This window comes from Gardnerella sp. DNF01205 (genome assembly GCF_049244135.1).
GTDB lineage: Bacteria > Actinomycetota > Actinomycetes > Actinomycetales > Bifidobacteriaceae > Bifidobacterium > Bifidobacterium leopoldii.
Genome location: NZ_CP058378.1, coordinates 1,094,669 through 1,119,225, shown reverse-complemented (window position 1 = coordinate 1,119,225; position 24,557 = coordinate 1,094,669). Strand labels below are relative to the sequence as shown.

21 protein-coding genes are annotated in these 24,557 nt (G+C 44.5%); 18 read left to right on the top strand and 3 right to left on the bottom strand.

All coding sequences use genetic code 11. The features are described 5' to 3' along the window. Window positions 1-2 precede the first annotated feature (2 nt). From pyrF to whiA, 8 genes are all read left to right on the top strand, one after another. On the top strand, window positions 3-914 hold the full coding sequence (gene pyrF / locus HXT47_RS04690) for an orotidine-5'-phosphate decarboxylase (RefSeq protein ID WP_004106386.1): 912 nt from the start codon (window positions 3-5) through the stop codon (window positions 912-914). A 15-nt stretch (window positions 915-929) separates the two neighbouring features. Then, window positions 930-1,565 carry a guanylate kinase gene (gene gmk, locus HXT47_RS04685; protein ID WP_421788919.1) on the top strand — a complete coding sequence of 212 codons (636 nt, stop codon included), beginning with the start codon at window positions 930-932 and terminating at the stop codon, window positions 1,563-1,565. Window positions 1,566-1,618: 53 nt separating this feature from the next. After that, window positions 1,619-1,903 (top strand): DNA-directed RNA polymerase subunit omega, encoded by a 285-nt coding sequence (rpoZ, locus tag HXT47_RS04680; protein WP_004106383.1) that lies wholly within the window; start codon window positions 1,619-1,621, stop codon window positions 1,901-1,903. A 139-nt stretch (window positions 1,904-2,042) separates the two neighbouring features. Then, window positions 2,043-3,260 (top strand): methionine adenosyltransferase, encoded by a 1,218-nt coding sequence (metK, locus tag HXT47_RS04675; protein WP_004106381.1) that lies wholly within the window; start codon window positions 2,043-2,045, stop codon window positions 3,258-3,260. Window positions 3,261-3,332: 72 nt separating this feature from the next. Continuing rightward, window positions 3,333-5,771, top strand: coding sequence for a primosomal protein N' (locus tag HXT47_RS04670; protein WP_112928690.1), 2,439 nt, complete (start codon window positions 3,333-3,335; stop codon window positions 5,769-5,771). A gap of 22 nt (window positions 5,772-5,793) precedes the next feature. Further along, window positions 5,794-6,963: a shikimate dehydrogenase family protein gene (locus HXT47_RS04665; protein WP_421788917.1), complete on the top strand. Its 1,170-nt coding sequence runs from the start codon at window positions 5,794-5,796 to the stop codon at window positions 6,961-6,963. Window positions 6,964-7,070: 107 nt separating this feature from the next. After that, window positions 7,071-7,919: an RNase adapter RapZ gene (gene rapZ / locus HXT47_RS04660; RefSeq protein WP_116442868.1), complete on the top strand. Its 849-nt coding sequence runs from the start codon at window positions 7,071-7,073 to the stop codon at window positions 7,917-7,919. A 272-nt stretch (window positions 7,920-8,191) separates the two neighbouring features. After that, window positions 8,192-9,139: a DNA-binding protein WhiA gene (whiA, locus tag HXT47_RS04655; RefSeq protein ID WP_004119060.1), complete on the top strand. Its 948-nt coding sequence runs from the start codon at window positions 8,192-8,194 to the stop codon at window positions 9,137-9,139. Here the strand turns inward: whiA and HXT47_RS04650 are convergent. Beyond that, entirely contained in the window at window positions 9,136-9,429 is a 294-nt protein-coding gene (locus tag HXT47_RS04650; RefSeq protein ID WP_421788915.1) for a hypothetical protein, read from the bottom strand. The genes whiA and HXT47_RS04650 overlap by 4 nt on opposite strands. Window positions 9,430-9,999: 570 nt before the next feature. On the opposite strand from HXT47_RS04650, the gene HXT47_RS04645 reads away from it, so the two are divergent. From HXT47_RS04645 to HXT47_RS04625, 5 genes are all read left to right on the top strand, one after another. Continuing rightward, the gene (locus HXT47_RS04645; protein ID WP_101886068.1) at window positions 10,000-11,205 is read left to right on the top strand and encodes a phosphoglycerate kinase; all 1,206 of its coding nucleotides are present in this window, start codon (window positions 10,000-10,002) and stop codon (window positions 11,203-11,205) included. Between the two features lie 164 nt (window positions 11,206-11,369). Further along, window positions 11,370-12,176: a triose-phosphate isomerase gene (gene tpiA / locus HXT47_RS04640; RefSeq protein WP_004119065.1), complete on the top strand. Its 807-nt coding sequence runs from the start codon at window positions 11,370-11,372 to the stop codon at window positions 12,174-12,176. 61 nt (window positions 12,177-12,237) lie between these two features. Next, complete coding sequence (secG, locus tag HXT47_RS04635; RefSeq protein WP_004119067.1) at window positions 12,238-12,486, top strand: preprotein translocase subunit SecG; 249 nt, start codon at window positions 12,238-12,240, stop codon at window positions 12,484-12,486. Window positions 12,487-12,628: 142 nt separating this feature from the next. Next, window positions 12,629-13,456, top strand: a complete 828-nt coding sequence (locus tag HXT47_RS04630) for an HAD family hydrolase (RefSeq protein WP_004106363.1) — start codon at window positions 12,629-12,631, stop codon at window positions 13,454-13,456. 261 nt (window positions 13,457-13,717) lie between these two features. Then, window positions 13,718-15,349 (top strand): RNA-binding domain-containing protein, encoded by a 1,632-nt coding sequence (locus tag HXT47_RS04625; RefSeq protein WP_112928679.1) that lies wholly within the window; start codon window positions 13,718-13,720, stop codon window positions 15,347-15,349. A gap of 259 nt (window positions 15,350-15,608) precedes the next feature. On the opposite strand, the gene tal is transcribed toward HXT47_RS04625, so the two are convergent. Continuing rightward, window positions 15,609-16,712, bottom strand: a complete 1,104-nt coding sequence (tal, locus tag HXT47_RS04620) for a transaldolase (protein ID WP_032842482.1) — start codon at window positions 16,710-16,712, stop codon at window positions 15,609-15,611. A gap of 204 nt (window positions 16,713-16,916) precedes the next feature. Further along, window positions 16,917-19,016 carry a transketolase gene (gene tkt / locus HXT47_RS04615; protein WP_421788911.1) on the bottom strand — a complete coding sequence of 700 codons (2,100 nt, stop codon included), beginning with the start codon at window positions 19,014-19,016 and terminating at the stop codon, window positions 16,917-16,919. A 220-nt stretch (window positions 19,017-19,236) separates the two neighbouring features. On the opposite strand from tkt, the gene hrcA reads away from it, so the two are divergent. The 5 genes from hrcA to HXT47_RS04590 all read left to right on the top strand — a co-directional run bounded on the left by hrcA (window position 19,237) and on the right by HXT47_RS04590 (window position 24,301). Beyond that, entirely contained in the window at window positions 19,237-20,253 is a 1,017-nt protein-coding gene (gene hrcA / locus HXT47_RS04610; protein ID WP_004106356.1) for a heat-inducible transcriptional repressor HrcA, read from the top strand. Between the two features lie 91 nt (window positions 20,254-20,344). Continuing rightward, complete coding sequence (gene dnaJ, locus HXT47_RS04605; protein WP_004106355.1) at window positions 20,345-21,496, top strand: molecular chaperone DnaJ; 1,152 nt, start codon at window positions 20,345-20,347, stop codon at window positions 21,494-21,496. A 69-nt stretch (window positions 21,497-21,565) separates the two neighbouring features. After that, window positions 21,566-22,549 carry a methionyl-tRNA formyltransferase gene (gene fmt, locus HXT47_RS04600; RefSeq protein WP_004106353.1) on the top strand — a complete coding sequence of 328 codons (984 nt, stop codon included), beginning with the start codon at window positions 21,566-21,568 and terminating at the stop codon, window positions 22,547-22,549. Between the two features lie 25 nt (window positions 22,550-22,574). Beyond that, the gene (gene serB / locus HXT47_RS04595) at window positions 22,575-23,228 is read left to right on the top strand and encodes a phosphoserine phosphatase SerB (protein ID WP_004106352.1); all 654 of its coding nucleotides are present in this window, start codon (window positions 22,575-22,577) and stop codon (window positions 23,226-23,228) included. A gap of 242 nt (window positions 23,229-23,470) precedes the next feature. Further along, window positions 23,471-24,301, top strand: coding sequence for an inositol monophosphatase family protein (locus HXT47_RS04590; protein ID WP_004106351.1), 831 nt, complete (start codon window positions 23,471-23,473; stop codon window positions 24,299-24,301). Window positions 24,302-24,557 lie beyond the last annotated feature (256 nt).

Below are 24,557 nucleotides of genomic sequence, written 5' to 3'. Positions count from 1 at the left end.
ACATGACCGAGAGCATTCGTGATCAAGAAGTGCAGGCGCAACGATCCGATTTTGGTTTGCGTTTGAAGAACGCTATGGCAAAATATGGACCATTGTGTGTTGGAATCGATCCTCATCGCAAAATGCTGCTTAATTGGGGATACAACATGGATGCTCTTGGAGCTGAACTTTTTTCTATGCGAATGCTGCAAGCTATGAATGGTAGGGCAGCGGCAGTTAAATTCCAATCCAGCATGTTTGAGCGCTACGGTTCTAAGGGTTTCGCAGCGCTTGAGCGTGTGCTGTATGCCGCTCGTCAAATGGATATTATTACTATCGTTGACTGCGGCCATGGAGGGTTGTCTACTACTATTTCTGCGCTTGCAGACGCATATTTTAAGCCTGGAGCTCCGCTTCTTGCTGATGCTATTACTTTGCTTCCCTATTATGGCGCACGTTCTATGGGCGGCTTAATTAACGAAGCTCTTAATAACGGTCGCGGTGTTTTTATTGCGTCTCTAACTTCTAATCGCGAAGGCGCAAGTTTGCAAACTGCTATTAGGCAGAGCGGAACTTACCGCGGAACTACTGTAGCTCACGGAATTGCTCAAACAGCTCAAAGTTTTAACAATAAAACTAAAGGAATGGGTTCTGTTGGTTTAATTGTTGGAGCTACTATTGGCGACTGGATGAACGGTGGTGGAATTGACGTAACCAGTTTTACTGGTCCAATTCTTTCTCCTGGTTACGGGTGGCAAGGTGCAGAAGCTGACGATTTAAAGCGTGTTTTTGCTGGTACACATGGTAATGTATTGGTAACTGTTTCGCGTTCGATTGCGTCGCATGGTCCAAATATTGGTGAACTTTCGGCTGCAACTGAACGCATAGCATTGGATATTCGTCAGGCTCTTGTTGATTCAGGCGAATGTGTGTAAACGAGGGGTAAGCAAATGGGTGCCACGGATGAGGCTGCAGTTTCGCAGTCTAGACGTCGATTAATCGTATTAACGGGTCCTACTGCGGCTGGTAAAGGCACAGTAGAAGGCATACTTCGTGAGAAGCATCCTCATATTTGGCTATCTGTTTCTGCTACCACTCGTGCGCCTAGACCTGGTGAATTTAATGGTATTCACTATTGGTTCTTAGATGAAGAAGAATTTGAGCGTCGTAAGCGTAATGGCGAATTCTTGGAAACCGCGCTAGTTCATGGCATGGCTCATTATGGTACCCTTCTTCAGCCTGTTTTGGATCATCTTACGCAAGATATTCCTACTTTGCTGGAAATAGATTTGCAAGGAGCTAGGCGCGTAAAACAAGAGGCTGCTCGTCTTGGATTAGAAGTTGTGTACGTGTTCATTGCGCCTCCGAGCTTTGAAGAGCTTAAGCGTCGTCTTATTGGTCGTGGTACTGAAACTCCTGAGCAGCAAGCAAAACGTTTGGAAACTGCTAAAGTTGAGATTGCTGCAGCTAAAGAGTTCGATGTTGTTATTGTGAATGATAATGCTGAGCGTGCTGCAGATGAACTGTGGAATGTTATTGCAAGCGAATACGACTTATATAAAACTTACGCAATATCCAATCGGTAGCATATAATAAGCCTTTTGGAACTATTGTAGCACCATAGAATTTGGAGAATATTATGGCATTAGGCACTCAGCCAACACCTACTGGTCTTGCGAATCCACCGATTGATGATTTAATGCAACATGCGGATTCCCAGTATGCGCTTGCCTTATTTGCTGCAAAACGAGCACGTCAAATTAATGCTTATTTTACTCAGCTTAATGAAGGTTTGCTTCAAAATGTTGGCCCACTAGTTGAGTATCAAAATCAAGAAAAGCCTTTAGCTATTGCTTTCCGCGAAATTAATGCTGGATTGCTTGAAGAGACTCTTGGTGAGGACGACTTAAGCGAAGGTAATTAATAAGCCTTGCTAATAAACGTCTTTATGGGTATTCGCAGTCGCGTATCATCCGTGCTCAATAAAGCGGATGCACGGCTGCGTTTTTCGCTTTATTTAGCCTATATTTAGCCTTTATCGACTATGAACTTAAGGGGGAAATGTGGAAGAACGTAAATTAATTTCTGCAGAATCTGTAACTGAAGGTCATCCTGACAAGTTATGCGATCAAATTGCTGACGCTATATTGGACGATATGCTTCGTCAGGATTCTCATGCGCATGTTGCTGTAGAGGTTTGTGCTTCCGTTGGTCAGTTCGTGGTTTTTGGTGAAGTGCGTGGTGAAGTTTATAGCGATATTCCGGGAATTGTACGTCAAGTTGTTCGTAATGTTGGCTACACGAGCTCCACAATTGGTCTTGATGCTGATTCTTGTGGTGTTATGGTTTCTTTAACTGAGCAAAGTGCGGAAATCAATCAAGGTGTTGCTAGGTTGGATGCTTCTTGTGAGAGTGCATCTTCTCGTGAGGAGCGCTACGCTGCTCAAGGTGCAGGCGATCAAGGTGTTATGTTTGGTTACGCTAGCGACGAAACAGATACTTTAATGCCTTTGCCGATTTATCTTGCTCATCGTTTAGCTCAAAAGCTTGCTAAAGTTCGTAAAGATGGCACTGTTGCGCATTTGCGTCCGGATGGGAAAACTCAAGTAACGATTGAGTACGATTCCAAAGGCACGCCTAAACGTTTGGATACTGTGCTTATTTCTACTCAGCATGATCCAGAAGTTTCTAGAGACTGGTTACAAGATCAGCTTGTTGAGCATGTTGTTAAGCCTGTGTTGGACGAAGTTCTTGCTCAAAAAGTTGCGCACGATTCGTACCGTATGCTTGTAAACCCTACTGGTTCTTTTGTTTTGGGAGGCCCTGCTGCTGATTCGGGCTTAACTGGTCGAAAAATTATTGTTGACACTTATGGTGGTGCTGCTCATCATGGTGGTGGAGCTTTTTCCGGTAAGGATCCTAGTAAAGTTGACCGTTCTGCAGCTTATGCAGCTCGCTGGGTTGCAAAAAATATTGTGGCAGCTGGTTTAGCTCATAAGGCAGAAGTTCAAGTTGCTTATGCTATTGGTATTGCTGATCCTGTAAGCGTAAACGTAGAAACTTTCGGAACTGAAGCTGACGGTATTACGCGCGCAGATATTGCGCGTGCTGTGCGCGAAGTATTTGATTTGCGTCCGGCTGCGATTATTGACGAGCTTAACTTGCTTCAGCCAATTTATGCTCCAACTGCAGCTTATGGTCATTTTGGTCGTATGGATGTCAAATTCCCTTGGGAAGAAACGAATCGTATTGAGCAATTGAAAGATGCGCTAAAAAAGTAGTTTTATTGATAAATTTTGCTGTAAAATAACAGTAATTATGTGATGTAATTCAAGTAAAACTAAGGGTTATTTATGGCAGAGCAACCTTCGCTAGACGGCTTAGCGCGTAAAACAAGACGTAAGCGCAATGCTGTTTCTCTAGTGCCTGCTAATGAATGCCCTATTGCGCATGTGATGCTTGATGTTCAAGCTTCACATTTAGGTCGTACTTTTGATTACTTGATATCGCAAGATCAAGATGAATCTGCTCAGCCTGGGGCGTTTGTACGCGTTCGTTTTGGAGCACAAAAGCTCACTGGAGTTATTTGGTCTCGTTCTTCGCATGCAGATACCCCTCATGCTGCTTTAAGATTTTTAGAACGAGTGTTTCCTTCAGATGTTTTGCTTTCTAAATCTTTGCGAGACGATATTGACGCCATAGCTAAAGCTTATGGTGGAACTAGCTCAAATATTTTGCGTCTTGCTGTGCCTCAACGCGTAGCTCGTGTTGAGCATGAGGAAGTTTTTGACAACATACGCTTGCAACGCAGAAAACAGTGGCGTGAAAATCTTAAGAAGCGTTTGCAAAACGATAACAATACAAACCCAGGTTACGCTACAACTTCTCGCATGATTTATGATTACGAAAATGCAAATATTTTATACAATGCATTAATCAAAAAATCTATTGACGCAAGTTTTAGTGAAAATAAAGCAGAAAATCAATTAGTCAAGCAAGCAGAAAATAATTCTTCTCAATCTTTTATTGTAGACGCTTTACCAGGTTCTTGCCGGCTTGCACAAGATTTAGCGTGGATGATTGTCACTGCTTTAAGCGCGTGTAAGCAGGCTGTTGTAGTTTTGCCGACGCTAAGAGAAGTCAATGATGTAATGCGCGCGCTAATGGTTTATGGCTTAAAGCCATATAAGCGCGTCAGTGAGAATCATCATGGTTTTTCCGCTGGAAGTTTTGATGGTGATGTCGCTCGACTTTGTGCTGCGGATCCTCCAGCTGACAGATATAGAGCTTGGCGTGCAATCGCGTCCGGAATAGTTCCTTGCGTTCTTGGCACTAGAGCTGCAATGTATGCTCCAGTTGAGGGAGATGCTTTATTTGCGATTGTTGAAGATTGCGCGTACCAATATGCTGATGGCATGATGCCGTATGCTCAAGCGCGTGGCGTTATGCGACTTCGTGCAAAAAGGCATGGCGGCGTATTTGTGTCAATGTCATATTCCAGAAGCGCGCTTAGTCAAAGTGAAGTAGACTGCTATATGTCGAATGCGCAAGATGCGCAAACTACTCAATCTGCGCAAAGTGTGCAAGGTGTGCAAGGTGAGCAAGCTGTTCAAATTGCTGAAATTGCTGAAACTGCTGAAACAATAAGCGGATCTAGTATCCCTGTAAGCGCGAGTAAACTTGCTCGCGAAAAGTTAGTTCCTTGGGTTCGTTGGCTTAATCGTGAAGCTTTACTAAAATTAGCTGACCCAAGCATTGGCGCTCGCATACCGCATAGCGCAGTAAGAGCTATTAACGATGCTCTTTCGGATGGTAAGCCTGTGCTGCTTTCTATTGCGCAAGATGGCGTGACGCAATCGGCTATATGTTCTTCGTGCAAACGTCAAGCGCGTTGTAGACGATGCACCGGGCCTCTTGATGTTGCAAATAGTCAGCAGACAGCACGTTGCTCATGGTGTGGTGCTAGTGCAATAAATTGGTCTTGTTCTAATTGTGGCAGTAGCAATATGCGAGTTATACGAGTTGGCGCTGTTGGCGTTGCAGAAGAATTATCTAAACTATTTCGTAACGTGCCTATTATTATTTCGTCACAACACCAACCGAACGGAATTATCCAGTGCATTGATGAAAAACCTGTAATTGTTGTTGCAACTCCTGGATGTGAGCCTCGCGTACAAACGCAAGACGCAAATTGTAATGGAGAATACGGTGTTGTAGCAATACTTGATACGTGGGTAAGTTTGTACGCTTCAGGGCTTGATTCGCGAATAGATACGCTTAATTCGTGGATGAAAGCTTCTGCTTTATGCGCTCCTAGAGCGCGTGGAGGAAGTGTACTTCTTATTGGTGAAACGTATCCTGTTCTTGCGCGCGCGCTTACATTGTGGGATACGACTCAACTTTCTTGCAATGAGCTTTCAGAAAGAGCTCAAGCAATATTGCCGCCTTGCGTAACTGCAGCATGCGTATGGGGTGCTCGTGATGCGGTTATGCGTGCGCTTGAAAATATTGGTGCAATGCAAGAAAATCTTGGGTGCGAAAGTAGTCAAGATGCTGATTTTTCAGCAATTTCTCCATTATTAGGAATTGTTCCAATGCATCCGCCTGTTACAGACAAATACCAGCATTTTGACGATATTTACGACCGTGTAAAAGCTGTAGTAAGAGTTCCGCTTTATTTAAGACAAGAATTAGTGAACCGATTGCACAAGGAAGTAGCTCGTCACGTAGCAACACGTGCTGCAGGAGAGTTGCGTTTTTGTGTTGATCCAAAAGATTTATTAGCGTACTAACTTACTAATAGGGGAGAGAAAAATGGTAAAAATATATCATTGCGCAGTTTTGGGAGATCCTATTTTGCATTCGCTGTCGCCTGTGCTTCACAACACGGCTTATAAGGCTTTGGGGCTTACGAATTGGCAATATAGTAAGGAAAAAGTAAGCGAAACGGATCTTCACGATTTTATTACGCATCTTGATGATTCTTGGAAAGGCTTAAGCCTTACTATGCCGCTTAAAAAAACCGTAATGAAACTCGGTACACCTTGCGACTACTGGTCGCGCACACTTAACGTGGCAAATACTGCAGTTTTTACTAGCAACCCAGCAGTCGCTTCGCAATCGCAAATAAAGCTATACAACACTGACGTAAGTGGCATATTAATAACATTTATGCAAGCATTACATGAGCGCATATGCGAAGTAAAAAAGGCTGTTATTATTGGCAGTGGCAACACTGCATCCTCTGCACTGGCAGCTTTAATTGAAATTGCGCAAGTGGCAAAGCTTGAGCAAGTGCAAGTTGTTGCTAGAACTGAAGATGACGGTAGTGTAAAAGGCGTTGAACGTTTTAATAATCTTATACAAAAGTATTGCGCTGATTTTCCAAATAAAATAAGCATAGGTCAAAATAATAAAAGCGAAGAAAATGACGCTATGTATGAGCCTGTGCAAGGTATTGAGTTCCCAACAATAAGCGAAGAAGTATTTTCAAAATTTGCAGACTATAGCGCAGAAAAATTGAGCGCAGAAAAATTGTCAGAATGTGATAAATCTCTCATTTTGAGATCTTTAAATTCACTAGAAGCTGTTCGTGCAATCGCAGAAGCAGACATAGTAGTAAGCACAGTTCCAGCGCATGTAGCAGATCCAATTGCGCTTGCGTTGAAAGCATACTGTCAAGATAGTGCGCATAATCAAACGAAATTAGGAACATTGCTTGACGTAGTTTACGATCCTCGCCCAAGCATGCTACTTAGTGTATGGCAACAATATGGTTGCGCTATTGGCGGAGAAGAAATGCTTTTGCAACAAGCTTTAGCACAAGTAAGTCTTATGACGATTGACTACAGGCAATCTAAAGAAAATTTTGAGGATTGTGCTGAGACTGGTTCTGAGCTTGGTTATAAACCTAGTGCTGACAAGGCTAGATATTACGATGACTTAAGTAGTCTCATGCGAAAAGCCTTACAGGAGGCATTATGAGCGATAATACGCAACATACTACGCAAAGTGATACGCAAAGTGATGTGCAACATACTACGCAACGTTCCGCGTCGACTGGCGTGCAACTAGCTGACGGATTTGAAGTTATGCTAATTACCGGCATGAGCGGAGCTGGGCGATCGCACGCTGCTAACGCGTTGGAAGATATGGGATGGTATGTTATCGATAATCTTCCGCCAAAACTGCTCATACCGCTAGTAGATATGATGACTTCATCCGGTTCTAAAGTGCATAAGCTTGCTGCTGTTATTGACGTGCGTTCTAGAGGATATTTCGACGACCTGTTTGCAGTTCTTGCGCATATTGATGACCTTGGTGTAAAAACGCGAATTCTGTTTCTAGATGCTTCAGATGCTGTGCTTATTAAGCGTTATGAGTCTGTGCGCAGACCGCATCCTTTGCAGCGCGGCGGCAGACTTATTGACGGTATTCTAGAAGAGCGAGAGCTGCTCAGTCATTTGAAAGATTGCGCAAATATTATTATCGATACTTCTGCACTTAGTATTCACCAACTTTCTACAAAGCTTTACGAAGGATTGCTTGGAAAAGGCTCTTCTACGGTTTCTGTGCATATTTTCAGTTTTGGATTTAAATACGGCATGCCAATGGACGCTGATTTTGTTGCCGATATGCGATTTTTGCCGAATCCTTTCTGGGTTCCTGGATTAAGGGAGCTTACAGGTAAGGATCAAGCTGTGCAAGATTACGTTTTATCGAATCCTGCGGCAATTGCATTTTTAGATTCTTATGAAAATGCGCTTCTTACAGCTATCGACGGATTCGCTAAAGAAGACAAGCATTACGTGACTATTGCTGTAGGATGTACTGGTGGTCAGCATCGTTCTGTTGCCGTAAGTATTGAGCTTGCTAGACGTTTGAGATTGCACGGTTTGCAAGTTACAGTATCTGCAAGAGAGTTACAGAGAAGATCGTAGTAAGTGAAGAAGTAAAGTAGTGAAGAAGTAAAGTAGCGAAATGCGATTATGAAACTAATCAATTAAAATTAATTAAAAAATTAAATAAAATTGCGTAAATTATATAAAATATAAAAATCTTGTACTAAAAGCATGTAAAGCATGTGCAAAAACCGGTAAAATGTCCAACGTATTCTGTATCACAGAAAGCCGGGCATGTCGTGTGCCACAGCATCATGCAAGTACCCAACAGCACTCATATTTTAAGAAGAACAAAAGTAGGAGGTTGTCCCTTGGCTCTTCTTGACGACGTCAAAAATGAACTCGTTTCAAACAACAATGAGCTCCCGACTGTCATTATGGCTCAAGCTGCAGCAATGATGCGCTTTGCTGGCGGCTTAAGGCCAGTAAATAATCAGGCTGTTATTCGCGCTCAGTTAGATTCTCAGCGTGCAGCTCAGTGGCTTGTTGAGGTATTGAAAACTCATTTCCAGAGGGAAGCAACAATTGCTCAAGTTTCTCGTCAAACTCCTACGGGCACTGTAGTTCGCTATGACGTGGTAGTTGAGCGTGGTGCTGCAGCATTGGCTTTGCAATCTGGTCTTCTTGATCGACGTATGAGAATTGTTGCGGGTCTTGCACCTGAGATTGTTGGTGGAAGTATCGCCCAAATCAAAGCAGCTTGGCGTGGTGCTTTCTTGGCTCACGGTGCTATTTCGGATCCTGGCAAAGCTAGTTATTTGGAAGTTGTTTGCCCAACTCATGAGGCTGCAAATGCTTTGCAAACTATGGCAGCGCGACTTGGCATTAGCGCCAAGGCTCGTCAGGTTCGTAGTTCTGAGCGAGTGACGTTGCGCGATTCTGACGCAATTGAGCGAATGTTGATTTTGATTGGTGCTCCTCGTTCTGCTCGCGAATGGACCGGTAAGCGTTCGGACGGTGAAGCTCGCGGAAAAGCAAACCGTTTGGCTAATTTTGACGATGCGAATATGCGTCGTAGCGCTAAGGCTGCTGCTGAGGCATGCGAAAAGGTTCGTCACGCATTCGATATTTTGGGCGACGATATTCCGGATAATTTGTTAATGGCTGGAAAGCTTCGTCTTGAGCATAGCGACGCAAGTTTGGAAGAGCTTGGTCACTTGGCTGATCCTCCTATTACAAAGGATGCGATTGCAGGGCGAATTCGTAGACTTTTGCAGCTTTCGGCGAAGGTTGAGAAGTCGCGTATGCAGCAGCTTTAATGCTGATTTTGCGTGGTTTGTGTGCGTAACTGTAAAGTTTCTGCCGTTTTTTGGCGTGCAACCGACTTTTTCTTTACATGCGCGTAAAGTTTCTGCCGTTTTTTTTTGTTTTTGGCTGGTGTTTGGCTGGCGGGTTTCTGGAGTGGTTGTGTGAGATAGGAATTACTAGCGCGACGACCTGCTTTCGCGCTCAGAGCGTAGCGCGCGAAAGCAACTCGGAGCGTGAGCTTGTTCAGACGGAAAGTCCAGTGGACTTTCCGTGCAAGCTCAGCCGAATGGCGATTAGCCATGAGGACAGCGCTCCGCTCTTATACCTTATTTGGACTTAGCGGTTGTGTAGTTAAGTTTAGTTTTTTACTTACTTTTTCTGCAAAAATAGTATTCATCAACAAGATTATTACTATCGTTCCGCTTTTATATTGCTCGACCAAGCAATTCCTATCTCCCACTCGTAAATTCACCCACCGTTGTTTTTGGTGTGGTAGTAGGAGTGCCTGGTGTAGTGTGTGCAGCAGCAATGACGCTAGTGTTCTTTGGACAGTAAGAAATCAACGTCCGCAGAGCAATACTGTTAAAGTTCACTAAGCAACAAATAATCGCTGTTAGCAAAGCATTACTGCAAAGCTTCATAAGCAACGTTTGCAAAGCATTACTGCAAAGCTTCAGACGCAACGTTAGCATAGTACTGGTGCAAAGCTGCGTTGTTCATAGGGATTGTTGAAGATGTGCGGTATAATTGCACCCGGCAATGTGTTGATGTTTGAGGCTGATTTTGCGTTTTGTTGAACGAAGTAAGCCGGCACGGTAAGCCAGTATGTAAGTCAAATATGGTAAGCCAATATGGTTTGGAAAGGATACCAATGAAGACACTGAAAGATTTGGGAGATTTGAGTGGTAAGCGCGTATTGGTTCGCGCTGATTTTAACGTTCCTCTCAAGGGTACGACGATTACTGATGATGGTCGTATTCGTGCTGCTTTACCAACCATTAAGGCTTTGCGTGAGCAGGGTGCTAAGGTGATTTTGATGGCTCACCTTGGTCGTCCAAAGGGTCAGGTTGTTCCAGAGCTTTCCTTGGCTCCAGTTGCGCAGCGTTTAGGTGAATTGCTCGGCACAAATGTTGTTTTGACTGCAGACACTTACGGCGAAGATGCTCAAGCTAAGGTAGCTGCCATGAATAATGGCGACGTTGTTTTGCTCGAAAACGTGCGTTTCAACGCTGAAGAAACCAGCAAGGATGCTTCCGAGCGCGCAGCCTACGCTAAGAAGATTGCTTCTCTTGGCGAAGTATTTGTTTCCGACGGCTTTGGTGTTGTGCACCGCGCTCAGGGTTCAAATTACGATGTTGCTGCCGATCTTCCATCAGCTGCAGGCTTGCTTGTTGAGAAGGAAGTTAAGGCACTTTCTCGCGCAACTGAAAACCCAGAGCGTCCTTTGACTGTTGTTCTCGGCGGTTCCAAGGTTTCCGACAAGCTCGGCGTTATTGAGAACTTGCTTTCTAAGGCTGATCGTCTTGTTATTGGCGGCGGTATGGTGTTCACATTCCTCAAGGCTTTGGGCCACGAAGTTGGTACTTCTTTGCTTGAAGAGGATCAACTCGAGAAGGTTAAGGGTTACATTGAAACCGCTAAGAAGAACGGCGTTGAGCTTGTACTTCCAACCGATATTGTTGTGAATGCCGGCTTCCCAGCAGGGGATACTCCAGTTGCTCCAGAAGTAGTTCCAGCAGACGCTATTCCTGCAGACAAGATGGGCTTGGATATTGGTCCTGACTCTCAGAAGCTTTTCCACGACAAGATTGTTGACTCCAAGACTGTTGTTTGGAACGGTCCTATGGGTGTGTTCGAGGTTCCAGAGTTTGCAGCCGGTACTCGCGCTGTAGCCCAGGGCTTGGTCGATGCAACTAAGAACGGCACTTTCACTATCGTCGGTGGTGGCGATTCTGCTTCTGCAGTGCGCAACCTTGGATTCCCTGAAGATGGCTTCTCGCACATTTCTACTGGCGGCGGCGCTTCTCTCGAGTTCTTGGAAGGCAAGACTCTTCCAGGTTTGAGCGTGCTTGAGTAAGTAATATTGCTTGAGTAAGTAATATTTACGCGAGCAAGTATAAACTAAATATTTCCGCTTATGCCGACTTTCGATTTTATGAATTCGCTTTGTAAATCGAGGTCGGCATAACACTAATTTGCGCAATACTATTAATCTCAATCGTAAACTTTTTAAGGGTGATTATGGTTTCCAAAAGAAAGCCGTTAGTCGCTGGTAATTGGAAAATGAATTTCAATCACCGCGAAGCTACGCATTTTATACAAAAATTTGCGTGGCTACTGCGTGACGCGCATTACGACTATCACGATTGTGAAATTGCACTTATGCCTTCTTTTACTTCAATAAGAAGCGTGCAAGTTCTTGTTGAGTCTGACCATTTGCCAATATTGTACGGAGCTCAAGCTGTTTCTGTTACTGCTCAAGGAGCTTTTACTGGTGATGTTTCTGCAGATATGCTTGCAAGTCTTGGATGCTCAATGGTTATTGTTGGTCATTCTGAAAGACGCAAGTATCATCCTGAAGATGATGCAAATATAGTTGATCAAGTTCGAGCTGTTCTTGCCGCAGGAATGCAGCCAATTCTTTGCGTTGGTGAAAGTCTTAAAGAACGTCAACAGGGTGTTGCGCTCGATTTTGCTGTAGGGCAAGTGCATGATGTAACGCGCGATTTGGATGCGAAGCAAGCTAAGCGTTTAATTATTGCGTACGAACCAGTTTGGGCAATTGGTACGGGTATGGTTGCCACTGCTAATTCAGCTCAGGAAGCTGCATTGGCTATTCGTGAAGACTTGCGTGTTACGTTCGGTGACGATGTTGCAGATACTGTCCGTATTCTTTACGGCGGATCTGTAACGTCTTCTAATGCTTCAAGTCTTATCGCGGAGCCAGATGTCGATGGATTCTTAATTGGTGGCGCTTCTCTTGATGCACAAGAACTTGCTAATATTGTGCAACTAACGGCTGCACAAACACGTTTAGAAACTAAATAAGCTTAAGTGGTCAAAGGTTATTATTAGACTTAACCAGGTACTGTAAAACAGGAGGTTGGTTGTGTCCACTGTGAAGATTATTTTGCAGGTGTTGCTTGTGCTCACTAGCATTTTGCTCACATTGTTAATTTTGATGCACAAGGGCAAGGGCGGCGGCCTTTCCGACATGTTCGGCGGCGGTTTAACGAAGAACGCTGGTAGCTCTGGTGTTGCAGAAAAGAACTTAAATCGTTGGACGGTTATTATTGCATTAATTTGGGTTGCTGTGATTGTGGCTTTAAACTTAATGACTAAGTTCTCGCTCATCTGAGTATTCTTTTTGAAAAGCGCATGGTTGTCAGATTGTGCGCTTTTTTGTTTATATGTTTTGTTTGTAAGCTTTGACTGAAAGCTTGCTTCACTGTTTATTTGCCCGTTGTATTCGCCCATTTTATTTATAATAAGTGTTTCCTATGATGCGTTTTTCTCCTTCTTTAGTAATTGCGGATCTTGATGGCACCATGCTTCACGATGCCGATACTTTTGAAGGGCGCTTTTTAAGCAACGAAACTGTGAAAGCAGCTAAGTGTTTGCGCGAAAACGGAATTCCTCTTGCGATTATTACGGCTCGTCCTGTCGGAAGTGCTTTTGATTTTATTCACGATTTAAATGCTCAAGTTTGTGCGTATCTCAATGGTGCGCTCATCGATTTTGATTGCGCTAATAGCACGATTTCGGAGCTTACTTCTCAGCGCGAAATAAGCACGTTATTACGTTTTGGTTTTGATTCTAAGCATGCTTGCGATGTGTGTTTGCGTTTGCTTGATAAAATCCCTACATTACGTCTTGGCGTTGTGATGAATGATGTTCGTTACACTAATTTTGACGTTCGTATGCTTTGGAGCAAACAGGATTTTGTTATTACCGACTTTTCAAATGTGCCGCGCGGAACTGCAGACAAAATAATTATTGTTCCGCGAGATAGCGAGAAAGAGCAGCTTCAGCGCATTCTTCCGGACGATTTTTCTTTGCATATTAGCGAAGACGTTTTGTGGATGCTTACGAATCCTCTTGCAAATAAGGGGCATGCGCTGAACGTTATTTGCAATCGTTTAGGCGTGAAGCCTAGCCGCACAGTTGTTTTTGGCGACGATATTATTGACATCGACATGTTCCGTGCCGGTGGTTATGGGGTAGCGGTGGCGAATAGTAATCCGCGTTTGCTTGCGATTGCGGATGAGATTTGCGCTTCCAACAATGACGACGGTGTTGCCAACTGGCTTCAAAGCGAATTGCTCTAGCGGTTTATTGCAATCATCATAATCGGACGCAAATAGCAGTAAATCGGACGCGTTCTACAAAATACGGACGCGTTTGCAAAATTTACGGACGTTTTCTTGTTTTTTGGACGCAAAACAAGTAGAATCGGACGAAAAGGATGTAAAATCGGACGCAAAAAATATTTTTAAGTTTTAAAATGTCCGATTTTAAATGCAAATATAAATACAAACTTAACTAAAAAACGATATTGCAACAAACCTAACTTACGAAGCGAGACTGCAATGTTCAATATAAATTCACTATCTTCACTAAGAGAGAGTAATCAATTAGAAGCGAAAGCGGCTTCAAACGGTACGCCGAGAAGTATGTGGGAAACGTATTGTGCTTTTGCTAATACGAATGGTGGAACTATCTTGCTGGGTGTAGGCGAAGATGCGCAGCATAATTTACAGCTTGTTGGCGTAAATAACCCTGAACATATGGTAAAAGATATTTGGGATACGCTAAATAATAAGAATAAAATTAGTTCGAATATTCTTATTGAAGAAAATATTTCTATTGAACAGATGGATGATAACAAATCTATTATTCGCATAACCGTTCCAAGAGCAAATCGTTCTGATAAACCGATTTATATTAATGGAAATCCTATAGGCGGTACGTATCGTCGTAATTTCGAAGGCGACTACAAATGTTCGCAAGAAGAGTATCAAGCGATGGTCAGAGACAATGGTTCGAGCGTAAATTCTATGGATCAATCTCCACTGTTGCAACACAGTGTTGACGATTTTGATATGGAGACTGTGCGCTCTTACCGCAATATGCTAAGTGCAGTGCGTCCTCAACATCCTTGGCTTACGCTTGATGCGGATGAATTTCTTATGAGAATCGGAGCGTTAGCAAAGGACGAGTCGAATAAATTGCATCCTACTCGATCGGGTCTTTTAATGTTTGGTCAGGAGTGGTGCATTATTACGGAATTTCCGTACTATTTTCTCGACTACAGAGAAATTACCAATGCTGATAGTAGGTGGAGTCATAGGATTGTCAGCTCGGATGGTTCGTGGAGTGGAAATCTTTATGATTTTTGGAGTATTGTATGGCAGCGTCTTTCTCGTAAAATTGATGTACCATTTTTGCTTAATTCGCAGTCATTACGAGTTGATGATACTCCGTTACATATGGCAGTTAGAGAAGCCCTTGCAAACACGTTGATTCATGCTGATTATTATATGCGAGGTAACACTGTTATTACATATGATGATGCTGTGAGTACTGATGTTGATGGTTCTTCACAATCTTCTATAGAAACAAATAGCGCAAATGATGGTTTTAAGCTTTCTTTTGCAAACCCGGGTTGCTTACGTATGCCTGTAGAAGTGGCTTTAGCTGGAGGTTTTTCTGATTCTCGGAATCCAGCACTGCTTAAAATGTTCGCGCTGATTTCTGTTGTTGAACGTGCTGGAAGCGGATTTGATGCTATGAGAGCTGGTTGTGATTGGGCTGGAATACGCTATCCAATGTTAAGTGAGTCCTTTAATCCAGACCGTACTACTCTTGAATTTTTTGTAAGCGATAAGAATAACTTTGTATCTGGTTCTTCAAAAAACAAAACTGAACTTAATGCTAATTCATTGAATTTAGTGAACGGTACTTATAATTCAGAACTTACTACAAATTCACTTTCGCAAGATTCTAATAACTCGCATAAACGTATGAGCGTTGACGATTGCTATAAAAAGATTATTGAAGCAGTACATAATCATGGAACAATAAAGCGTGAGCAAGTGCAAAATATTCTTAACGTGGGTAGTACCAAGGCTAAGCAATTGTTATCTGATTTAGTTAGTAGAGGAGATATTTCAGTTTGTGGAAAAGGTCGAGCTACTACCTACGTTTTTAACCGCAGTTAAACAAAAACCGCACATGTGTGAATTAATCGCTTATGCACGAAACTCGCGTGCGCCATCGTAACGTTTTAACCAAATCTCGCTGGCAAACTCTTTCTGGCAAGTAATCGCCGTTACTTTCTCAGTTGGTTAATTTGCTTGAGCGCTCCAATTGTGGGGAGTTTTCCTCGCGCTTGGAGTGCTGCGCAAAACAAAACCGCACATGTGTGAATTAATCCACGAACATGTGCGGTTTATGTTTGTTTATTACTGATTAATCAAATCAGGCGTTTACGCGATCAATACCAGACTGCACGTCAGCAATCACGGAATCCCAAGACTTGATGAAGGCGGCAACACCGTCAGCCTCAAGCTTGTCGGTAACGTCCTTGATGTTGATGCCAAGCTCAGCGAGCTTGTTCATAACAGCGTGGCTCTCTTCGTAAGTACCCTTGACGGAAGGAGCGCCGTTGCCATGGTCAGCAAGAGCGTTCAAAGTCTTTTCTGGCATGGTGTTAACAACATGCTCAGCAACCAACTCGTCAACATACTTGCAATCGGAGTAAGCTGCGTTCTTTGTGCCAGTAGAAGCCCAAAGTGGACGCTGCTTCTTAGCGCCCTTGGCCTCAAGCTCAGCCCAACGTGGGTCAGCTGCGAACTTCTTCTCGAAGAGTTCGTAAGCCAAGCGAGCGTTAGCAACAGCAGCCTTGCCTTCAAGAGCCTTAGCTTCAGCAGAGCCGTTAGCTTCGAGGAGCTTGTCAACAGCGGTATCAACGCGGGAGACGAAGAAGGAAGCTACGGAACCAATGTGCTTCAAGTCGTGGCCGTTAGCGGCAGCCTGAGCGATACCTTCGATGAAGGCGTCGATAACTTGCTCGTAGCGCTCGAGGGAGAAGATCAAGGTTACATTCACAGAAATACCCTTAGCAAGGGTAGCGGTGATAGCTGGAAGACCTTCCAAAGTTGCTGGAATCTTGATCATAACGTTTGGACGATCAACCTTTGCCCAAAGCTCTTCAGCCTGCTTCTCAGTGTTAGCAGTATCGTGAGCCAAGCGTGGATCAACTTCGATGGAGACGCGACCGTCAACGAAGTCGGTCTTTTCAGCGATCTCGCGGAAGATATCGGTTGCGTTACGAACGTCGGTGGTGGTCAACTCGCGGATAGCGGTTTCAACGTCGACCTTGCCGAGTTCCTTAAGCTGTGCATCGTATGGGCCAACCTGGCTCAAAGCCTTCTGGAAGATGGATGGGTTGGTGGTAACGCCAACAACATTCTTATTAGCAATCAAATCCTGCAAAGAGCCGGACTCAATGCGGGTACGGGACAAATCGTCCAACCAAATAGAAACGCCGGAATCGCTGGTGCGCTGCGTTGCTTCAGTCATGTTATCTCCTTAACACTGTGCTCCACCAATTGGGGCACGTCGGTAGTTTGGCGTTTTTACAAGAAACAGCGGTTGATGTCGAACCAACGGTAGCTCGGCATCAACACGCCGTCGCTGTTTCTTGCGAAGTGTTTCGTCAGCACTTCTAGTTTTGTGACATATCAATTTTATTTTGATACATCAAGCTTTATTTCGCTTATTTACTTAAGCGCGAGCTTCTTCGATAGAAGCCTTAGCAGCTTCTACTACGTGCTCAGCAGTAATGCCCAAGTCGATCATGTTCTGACCGCCGTCACCCTGTAAGCCGTACTGTTCGATAGAAACAGCCTTGCCGCAATCGCCAAGATACTTGTACCAAGGCAATGCCAAGCCAGCTTCGATGGAAACGCGAGCCTTGACGGACTTTGGCAAGATTTCTTCCTTGTACTCTTCGTCCTGTTCTTCGAACCATTCGAGAGATGGCATGGAAAGAACGCGAGCCTTAATGCCTTCAGTTGCCAAAGTCTTGGCACCAGCAACAGCCCACTGAACTTCGGAACCGGTTGCCATGATGATTACGTCTGGAGTGCCTTCGCAATCAACCAAAACGTAAGCGCCGTGCTTGACGCCTTCGCGAGCCTTTTCAGCAGTCTCAGCGAGGGTTGGAACGCCCTGGCGGGTCAAAATCATGGCAGTTGGGTAGCTGTTCTTCTTCTCGAAGAAGTAACGGTAAGCTTCAGCAGTTTCGTACTCATCTGCAGGGCGTACAACCTCAAGTTGAGGAATAGCGCGGAAAGCAGTCAAGTGTTCGATTGGCTGGTGAGTTGGACCATCTTCGCCCAAAGCTACGGAATCGTGGGTCCAAACGTAGAGGTTTGGAATCTCCATCAAAGCAGCCAAGCGAACTGCTGGGCGCTCGTAGTCAGAGAACTGGAAGAAGGTGCCATTGAATGGGCGAGTGTCAGAACCAAGCAAAATACCGTTGGTAATAGCACCCATTGCGAACTCACGCACACCGAAGTGAAGCTGACGGCCATGCTCGGAAACGTTTGGCCAAGTGCGAGTTGCATCCTCGGATGGACCGAAGGAGTCAGCACCCTTAATGTTGGTGTTGTTGGAGCCGCCCAAATCAGCGGAACCACCCCAAAGTTCTGGCATAACGGCAGCAATTGCGTTAAGAACTGCGCCGGAAGCCTTACGGGTAGCGACCTTAGAACCAACTTCGAAGCCAGCAACCAAGTCGTCAATAGCCTTGTCGAAGCCTTCAGGAAGCTTGCCAGCCTTAATGCGCTCGTAGAGAGCAGCCTTATCTGGGTTGGCGGCAGCCCACTTTGCAAGAGCTTCGTCCCAAGCCTTGTGAGCAGCCAAGCCGCGCTCTGCAACCTTGCGAGCGTGAGCCAAAGCTTCTTCGTCGATTGGGAATTGAACTTCTGGGTCGAAACCGCAAAGTTCCTTCAAGCCCTTCACAGCTTCTTCGCCAAGCTTAGAGCCGTGGGAAGCTTCGTTGTTGGTCTTGCCTGGGGTTGGCCAAGCAATCAAAGTATTAACCTTAATGAAGTGAGGCTTGTCGGTAACTTCCTGAGCCTTTTCAATAGCTGCAGCCAAAGCCTGAACGTCTTCCTTGTAGGAGCCGTCTGGCTGGATGAAGCTAACTTCATCGGTGTACCAACCGTAGGCGCGGTAACGAGCAAGAATATCCTCAGAGAAGGTGAGCTTAGTGTCGCCTTCAATCTGAATATGGTTTGCATCGAAGATTACAGTCAAATTGCCAAGCTTCTGGTTTCCAGCCAAGGAAGCAGCTTCAGAAGAAACGCCTTCCTCAACGTCGCCTTCGCCGCAGATAACCCAAACCTTGTGATCGAATGGGGAAGTGCCGGCTGGAGCTTCTGGATCAAGAAGACCGCGCTCAAAGCGCTGACCATAGGCAAAACCAACAGCAGAGGCAAGACCCTGACCGAGTGGGCCAGTAGTCATTTCGATGCCTGGAGTCAAGCCGTATTCTGGGTGGCCTGGAGTACGCGTGTCTGCACCGCCACGGAAATACTTGAGATCGTCAAGAGTCAAGCCGTATCCAGAGAAGAACAACTGCACGTATTGCGTAAGCGAAGCGTGACCGCCAGAAAGAATAAAACGATCACGGCCAGCCCACTTTGGGTCAGCTGGATCGTGCTTAATGAAATGCTGGTACAATGTGTACGCAATCGGTGCTAATGAAACAGGGGAGCCAGGATGTCCGTGTCCTGCTCGCTCAACAGCATCAGCCGAGAGAACCTTCGCCATCTTTACGGCGCGCTCGTCTAATGCAGACCAGTTGAAATCGGTCATGTGATCTACTTTCCTTCCAATAATCCGGGTTTTTAAGCACAGCTTACGCTGGCTTTTTACCCTCTCATTGCCCTTCAATCCTATCTTTCGCGCGCGACGAATATGTTACAAAGTGTGTCAAAAGTTTGCTTTTATGTTCTGTTGCGTGCTAAGAAATAGACTACTATAGGAATATAGTATTTAGACGTGTTTGTAAGGAGTGGTAATGCAGTCACGACGCATGATGATTTTGCGCGCAGTTGTTGAGGATTATATTCGTTCTCAAGAGCCTGTTGGTTCTGCGGCTCTTGCAAAGCATCATCAGCTTGGTGTGAGTTCAGCTACTATTCGTAACGATATGTCGGCTTTGGAAGAGGAGGGATACCTTGTTCAACCGCACACTTCTGCAGGTCGTATTCCTACTGAAAAAGGCTATCGCTACTTTGTTGACGGTTTGGCTTCTGTTATTCCGCTTTCTGAACCGCAGCGTCGCGCTATACGTAACTTTTTGAGCGGATCTGTCAGTTTACAAGATACTTTGCAACGTTCCGCACGTCTTCTTGCAAGTATTACGGGTCAAGTCGCTCTCGTAGCATCTCCAGCATTGTCTAAGTCAAAAGTAAAAAGAATTGAGATTGTTCAAGTATCGTCTTCTACGCTTTTGGTTGTTGTGATTACAGATGCTGGAGGCGTAGCTCAGCACATGATTCAAGCAACTAATATAAATTCAGATGACTTATTGCATCTAACTAATATGGTTAATGAGTGCTGCATTGGGCTATCCCTTTCATCTGCTTCACAACGCGTTTATGCGCTCGCAAATCACAAAGATTTAGCATCAGCTTTGCAAATTATTAGTCAACTTGCTAACGCTTTAGAAGATATGCATGACGGTGAGCATGCTCACGACTTATACATGGCTGGAGCTTCTCAACTTGCGCATAGACAAAGTATTGTTGATTTTGCTTCACTTTTTGACGCACTCGAAGAACAGGCTGTTATTATGCGACTTATGACTTCTTTAAGTGAGGAAGCAAGCGATTGTGCAAGTGGTGTTAGTGTTGCAATCGGCTCGGAAACGCATACTCCTGGTTTGCTTAACGCTTCTGTTGTAACAAGCGCTTACGGCTACAATGCTGATTCTGACTCTGCTTTTATTGGATCAATTGGTCCTACGCATATGGATTATGCTGCAACGATGACTGCTGTTAAGGCTGTTGCGCGCTACCTTAATTCGTTTATATCCGAAAATTCATAAAAACATGGCTGGTTTATGGCTGGTTATTCGGCTTATGTCTGGCTGTGCCTTATGCAAAAATGATTTTAGAAAAAGGTAAAAGGGGAATTAATTGACTGATTACTACAAAGTTCTAGGCGTTGATCACAATGCTAGCGACGACGAAATTCGCAAAGCCTACCGCAAGATGAGCCGCAAATATCATCCTGATATTGCAGGCGCTGAGTTTGAAGAAAAGTTTAAGGAAGTAAATGCTGCCTATGACGTGCTTTCTAATCCTGAAAAGCGTCGAATGGTAGACATGGGTGTTGATCCTAACGATCCTTCTGCAGGAAGTGCCGGAGCTTCAGGCGCTGGTTTTGCAGACATGGGAATGGGCGACATTTTCAGCCAATTCTTTGGTGGCTCTTTCGGCAATTCGCAAGGACCAATTTCGCGTGTGCAGCCTGGTGACGATGCGTTAGCTGAGGCTCGTATTGATTTGAAAACCGCTATTTTTGGCGGAAACGTTAGCGTACGGTTAACTACTTTTGGTGTTTGTAAGGATTGCTCTGGTTCCGGTTCTGCCGACAATTCCGCTCCAGAACAGTGCTCAGCATGTCACGGTTCCGGCTTCTGTCAAAAAGTTGTGCGCACTATGCTCGGTCAAATGATGTCTTCGATGCCTTGTGAGCATTGCGAAGGTCATGGCACGATTATTAAGAATCTTTGCCAAAACTGCCACGGTCATGGTCGCGTGCGTTCAATTCGTGAAGTTGGCGTGAACGTACCGGCTGGAATTCGTGATGGCAGTCGTTTGCGCTTAGCTTCTCAAGGAAGCGTTGGTGAGTGTGGCGGTCCTGCTGGCGATTTGTACGTTGATATTCATATTCGTGCAGATAAGCAATTTACTCGCAACGAGGATGATTTGCATTGCTGGATTACAGTTCCTATGAGCTGGGCTGTTCTTGGTCGCAGTCTTGAAATCGACACTTTTGATGGTACTCAAAAAATAACTATTCCTGCAGGCTGCCAAAACGAAGACACTATTACTTTGCCAAATCTTGGTGTAACGAAGCTTCGTTCTAAAGATCGCGGAAATATCGTGGTTCATGTGCTAGTGCAAACGCCTTCTAAGTTGAATGATGAAGAGCGTTCTTTGATTGAAAAATTTGCTAAGTTGCATGATAGTTCTGTGAAACAAGTGCAGCAACATTCGTTAAGTGAGCAGTCGAGTGAGCGTAAAGGTTTCTTTAGTAAATTAAAGGAAGCTTTTGCCGGCTGATTTTACGGATTTAATTTACTGCTTTAAACGGATTTAATTTACTGCTTTAATTTAAAATAGTGGGGAAATATGGCATTACCAATATTGTTTGCTGGAACTCCGGAAGTTGCGGTTCCATCTCTTCGCGAGTTAGCTAAAGATAGTGAGCATTTTGATGTTCGCGCTGTTCTTACGCGACCGGACGCTCCGACTGGTCGTGGCAGAAAGCTTGTGCCAAGCCCTGTGAAACAGGCTGCTCTTGAGCTCGGCTTGCCAGTGCTTGAGTCGGATCCTAAAGATGAAAATGTGTTTCTTGAACAGCTTGCGGCAACCGGTGCAAAAGCTGCAGCAGTTGTAGCATACGGTAAGATTTTGCGCCAGAATGTTTTAGACGCGTTGCCACTCGGTTGGTATAATCTTCATTTTTCGCTTCTTCCGCAATGGCGAGGTGCAGCTCCTGTGCAGCGCGCCATTTGGGCTGGAGATGACATTACAGGTGCTACTGTTTTTCGCATTACGCGCGGCATGGATTGCGGGCCTATTTTGGCGCAGTTTACTACAAAAATTGAGCCTCACGAAAATTCTGGCGATCTTCTTGCGCGACTTGCAAACGACGGCGCTCCGCTTCTTGCAGCATCTCTTCGTGGCATGGAAACTGGTGAAATTGTGCCGGTTGATCAAGATCAAACTCCTCAAGAAGTTGCGCAAAAAATCACTGTTGAAGATGCTCACATTGATTTTCATGCGCCAGCTTTTGCTGTTGATCGTCAAATTCGCGCTTGTACGCCGAATCCAGGTGCGTGGTGCGAACTTCACGCGGACGATGAGAATAACGCAGAGCCGATTACTTTGCATGTTTTGCGCGCAGTTCCTGCAGATGCTAACAATCCACATGGTGAGGAATTGATGAAGCTTGATCCTGGAAAATTACTTGCTGGTAAGAAGCAAGTTTGGGTCGGTACTTTAAGCGGCGCACTTGAGCTTTTGGAAGTAAAAGCGCAAGGTAAGAAAGCTATGAAAGCGGCAGACTGGGCGCGCGGAGCCAGGCTTTCGGCAGCAGCTTACTGCGCATAAAATTATGAGTATGAACTTTTCTTCGATGTTGCCAACTTTGTCTAAACCTGGGCTTTTGGTTATGGATGTTGATGCAACGCTTATTGAAGAAGAAGTTATCGATTTGCTCGGTGCAGAAGCTGGATGCGGAGATGAGCTTTCTGAGATTACAGCGCGAGCAATGCGTGGCGAAATTACTTTCGATACTTCCTTGCGTTCGCGCGTGTGTATGCTTCGCGATTTGAATCTTGACGAGTGCAAAAAGCGTATTATTTCTAAAATTCATGTAACTAAAGGCGCGAATGTTTTAATTGACACGCTTCATACACATGGTTGGAAAGTTGGCGCAGTTTCTGGCGGTTTTCACGAGATTTTGGACGAATTTTTGCCGAGTTTGAATATTGATTTTTGGGCGGCTCACCATTTAGAGTCTATTGATGGAAAGCTTACTGGCAACGTACTTGGAAATATTGTTAATGCTAATGCAAAAGTTGAAGCGCTTAGAACTTGGGCAACTAATCTTGGAATTGATCCCGAACAAACTGTGTCAGTGGGGGATGGAGCGAACGATATTTCAATGATTAAATTCGCTGGATTAGGCGTAGCTTTTTGCGCAAAACCAGCAGTTCAAGCGGCCACTTCTTACCGCATTCTTACTCGCGATTTAAGCGTTGTCTTGCGTTTTTTGAATGCGAATTAATAAGAGGATTTCTTGCATTTATAGAACGAAAAGTTGATGAATGTACATAAGCAATGTAAAATAATGAAGCAATGATTAAAGATTAATGATTAAATTTTTTTGTGAAAGTTCTGTATCTTTTAACCACAGAGCTTAAATGTGTTGGTGAATCTTTCTATTAAGTGAGTAAAATAAAGTTAATTTATAGGAGAGAGAGTGTGCATAAATGCGGGAATTTATGCATTTAGGGTAGGGAGTGTAAGTTGAATTTACGAGAAGTTGCGCTTGAAGTTGCGCGTATTTTGGAAGATGTTGGTAAACATGCGTATCAGGATCAATTAAGCCCTCAAGATATGACGTCGATTGCGTTGGGTGATCCTAATAAATCTGAATCTGGTTTTGGTGATAAGCTCGTGCGTTTTATTCAAAATCGTTTGACTTATGTGAATCCTTTCCAAGGTTTTTGGCAAACTAGGCCGGAGCAGTGCAATCCGGGAGACCGTTTTTGGTGTGTTGGAAACGTTGACGGCGCTATTAATTTTAATCGCGATATGGCTGAGTGGACTCTTACGGTTTCGCTTTTTGAGTTTAACGATGAAGGCTCCGCTCGTCCGGTTCTTGGCGTTGTGCACGCTCCTGCGTTGGGATTGACTTATTTGGCTGCAAAGGGTCAGGGTGCTATTCGTATTCGTAGGACTCCGCAAGGAGAGAAGCGCGAGAAGATTACGCCTTCCACAACTTCTACTTTGCAAGGATCTGTGGTTTGTTACGGAATGTCTTATATACCTGGTGAATCTAAGCGCGCACTTGGCGTAGTTGCTTCTGTTGAAGAAGGATGCCCTGCGGATATTAAGCGTATTGGGCCTGCGTCGCTCGACTTGTGCAAGGTGGCAGATGGCACTTATGACGCTTATTTTGAGCCTCACTTGCATTATTGGGATATTCCAGCTGTTTCTGCTGGTGCTGTGGTTGTGGAAGAGGCGCAGTGCCAGATGTGCCAGTGGGATGGAAGCCCTATTCATTGGCGCAAGGAAAATGATGTGGTTGCTTCTAATGGCTTGCTTATTAAAGAGTTAAAGCCGTATCTTAAGTAACTAATAATCTCGTGTGTGTCGTAATTTTTAATAAATATTATGACGTCGTAATATGCAATTCATGTGGGATTCATGCGGTAGTGAAATACAAATTACGAAATTATAGCATAAAACTACTTGCAATGTATGAACATGTGAGTATCATACAACCTGTATGAGTGTCAGTTTGCACATTTTTATGCATATTGAAACGTATTAAGAGAGTATGAAGCGTTGTGTAAATAGCAAATTGGTATGAAACAAAGAAGCGAATGCT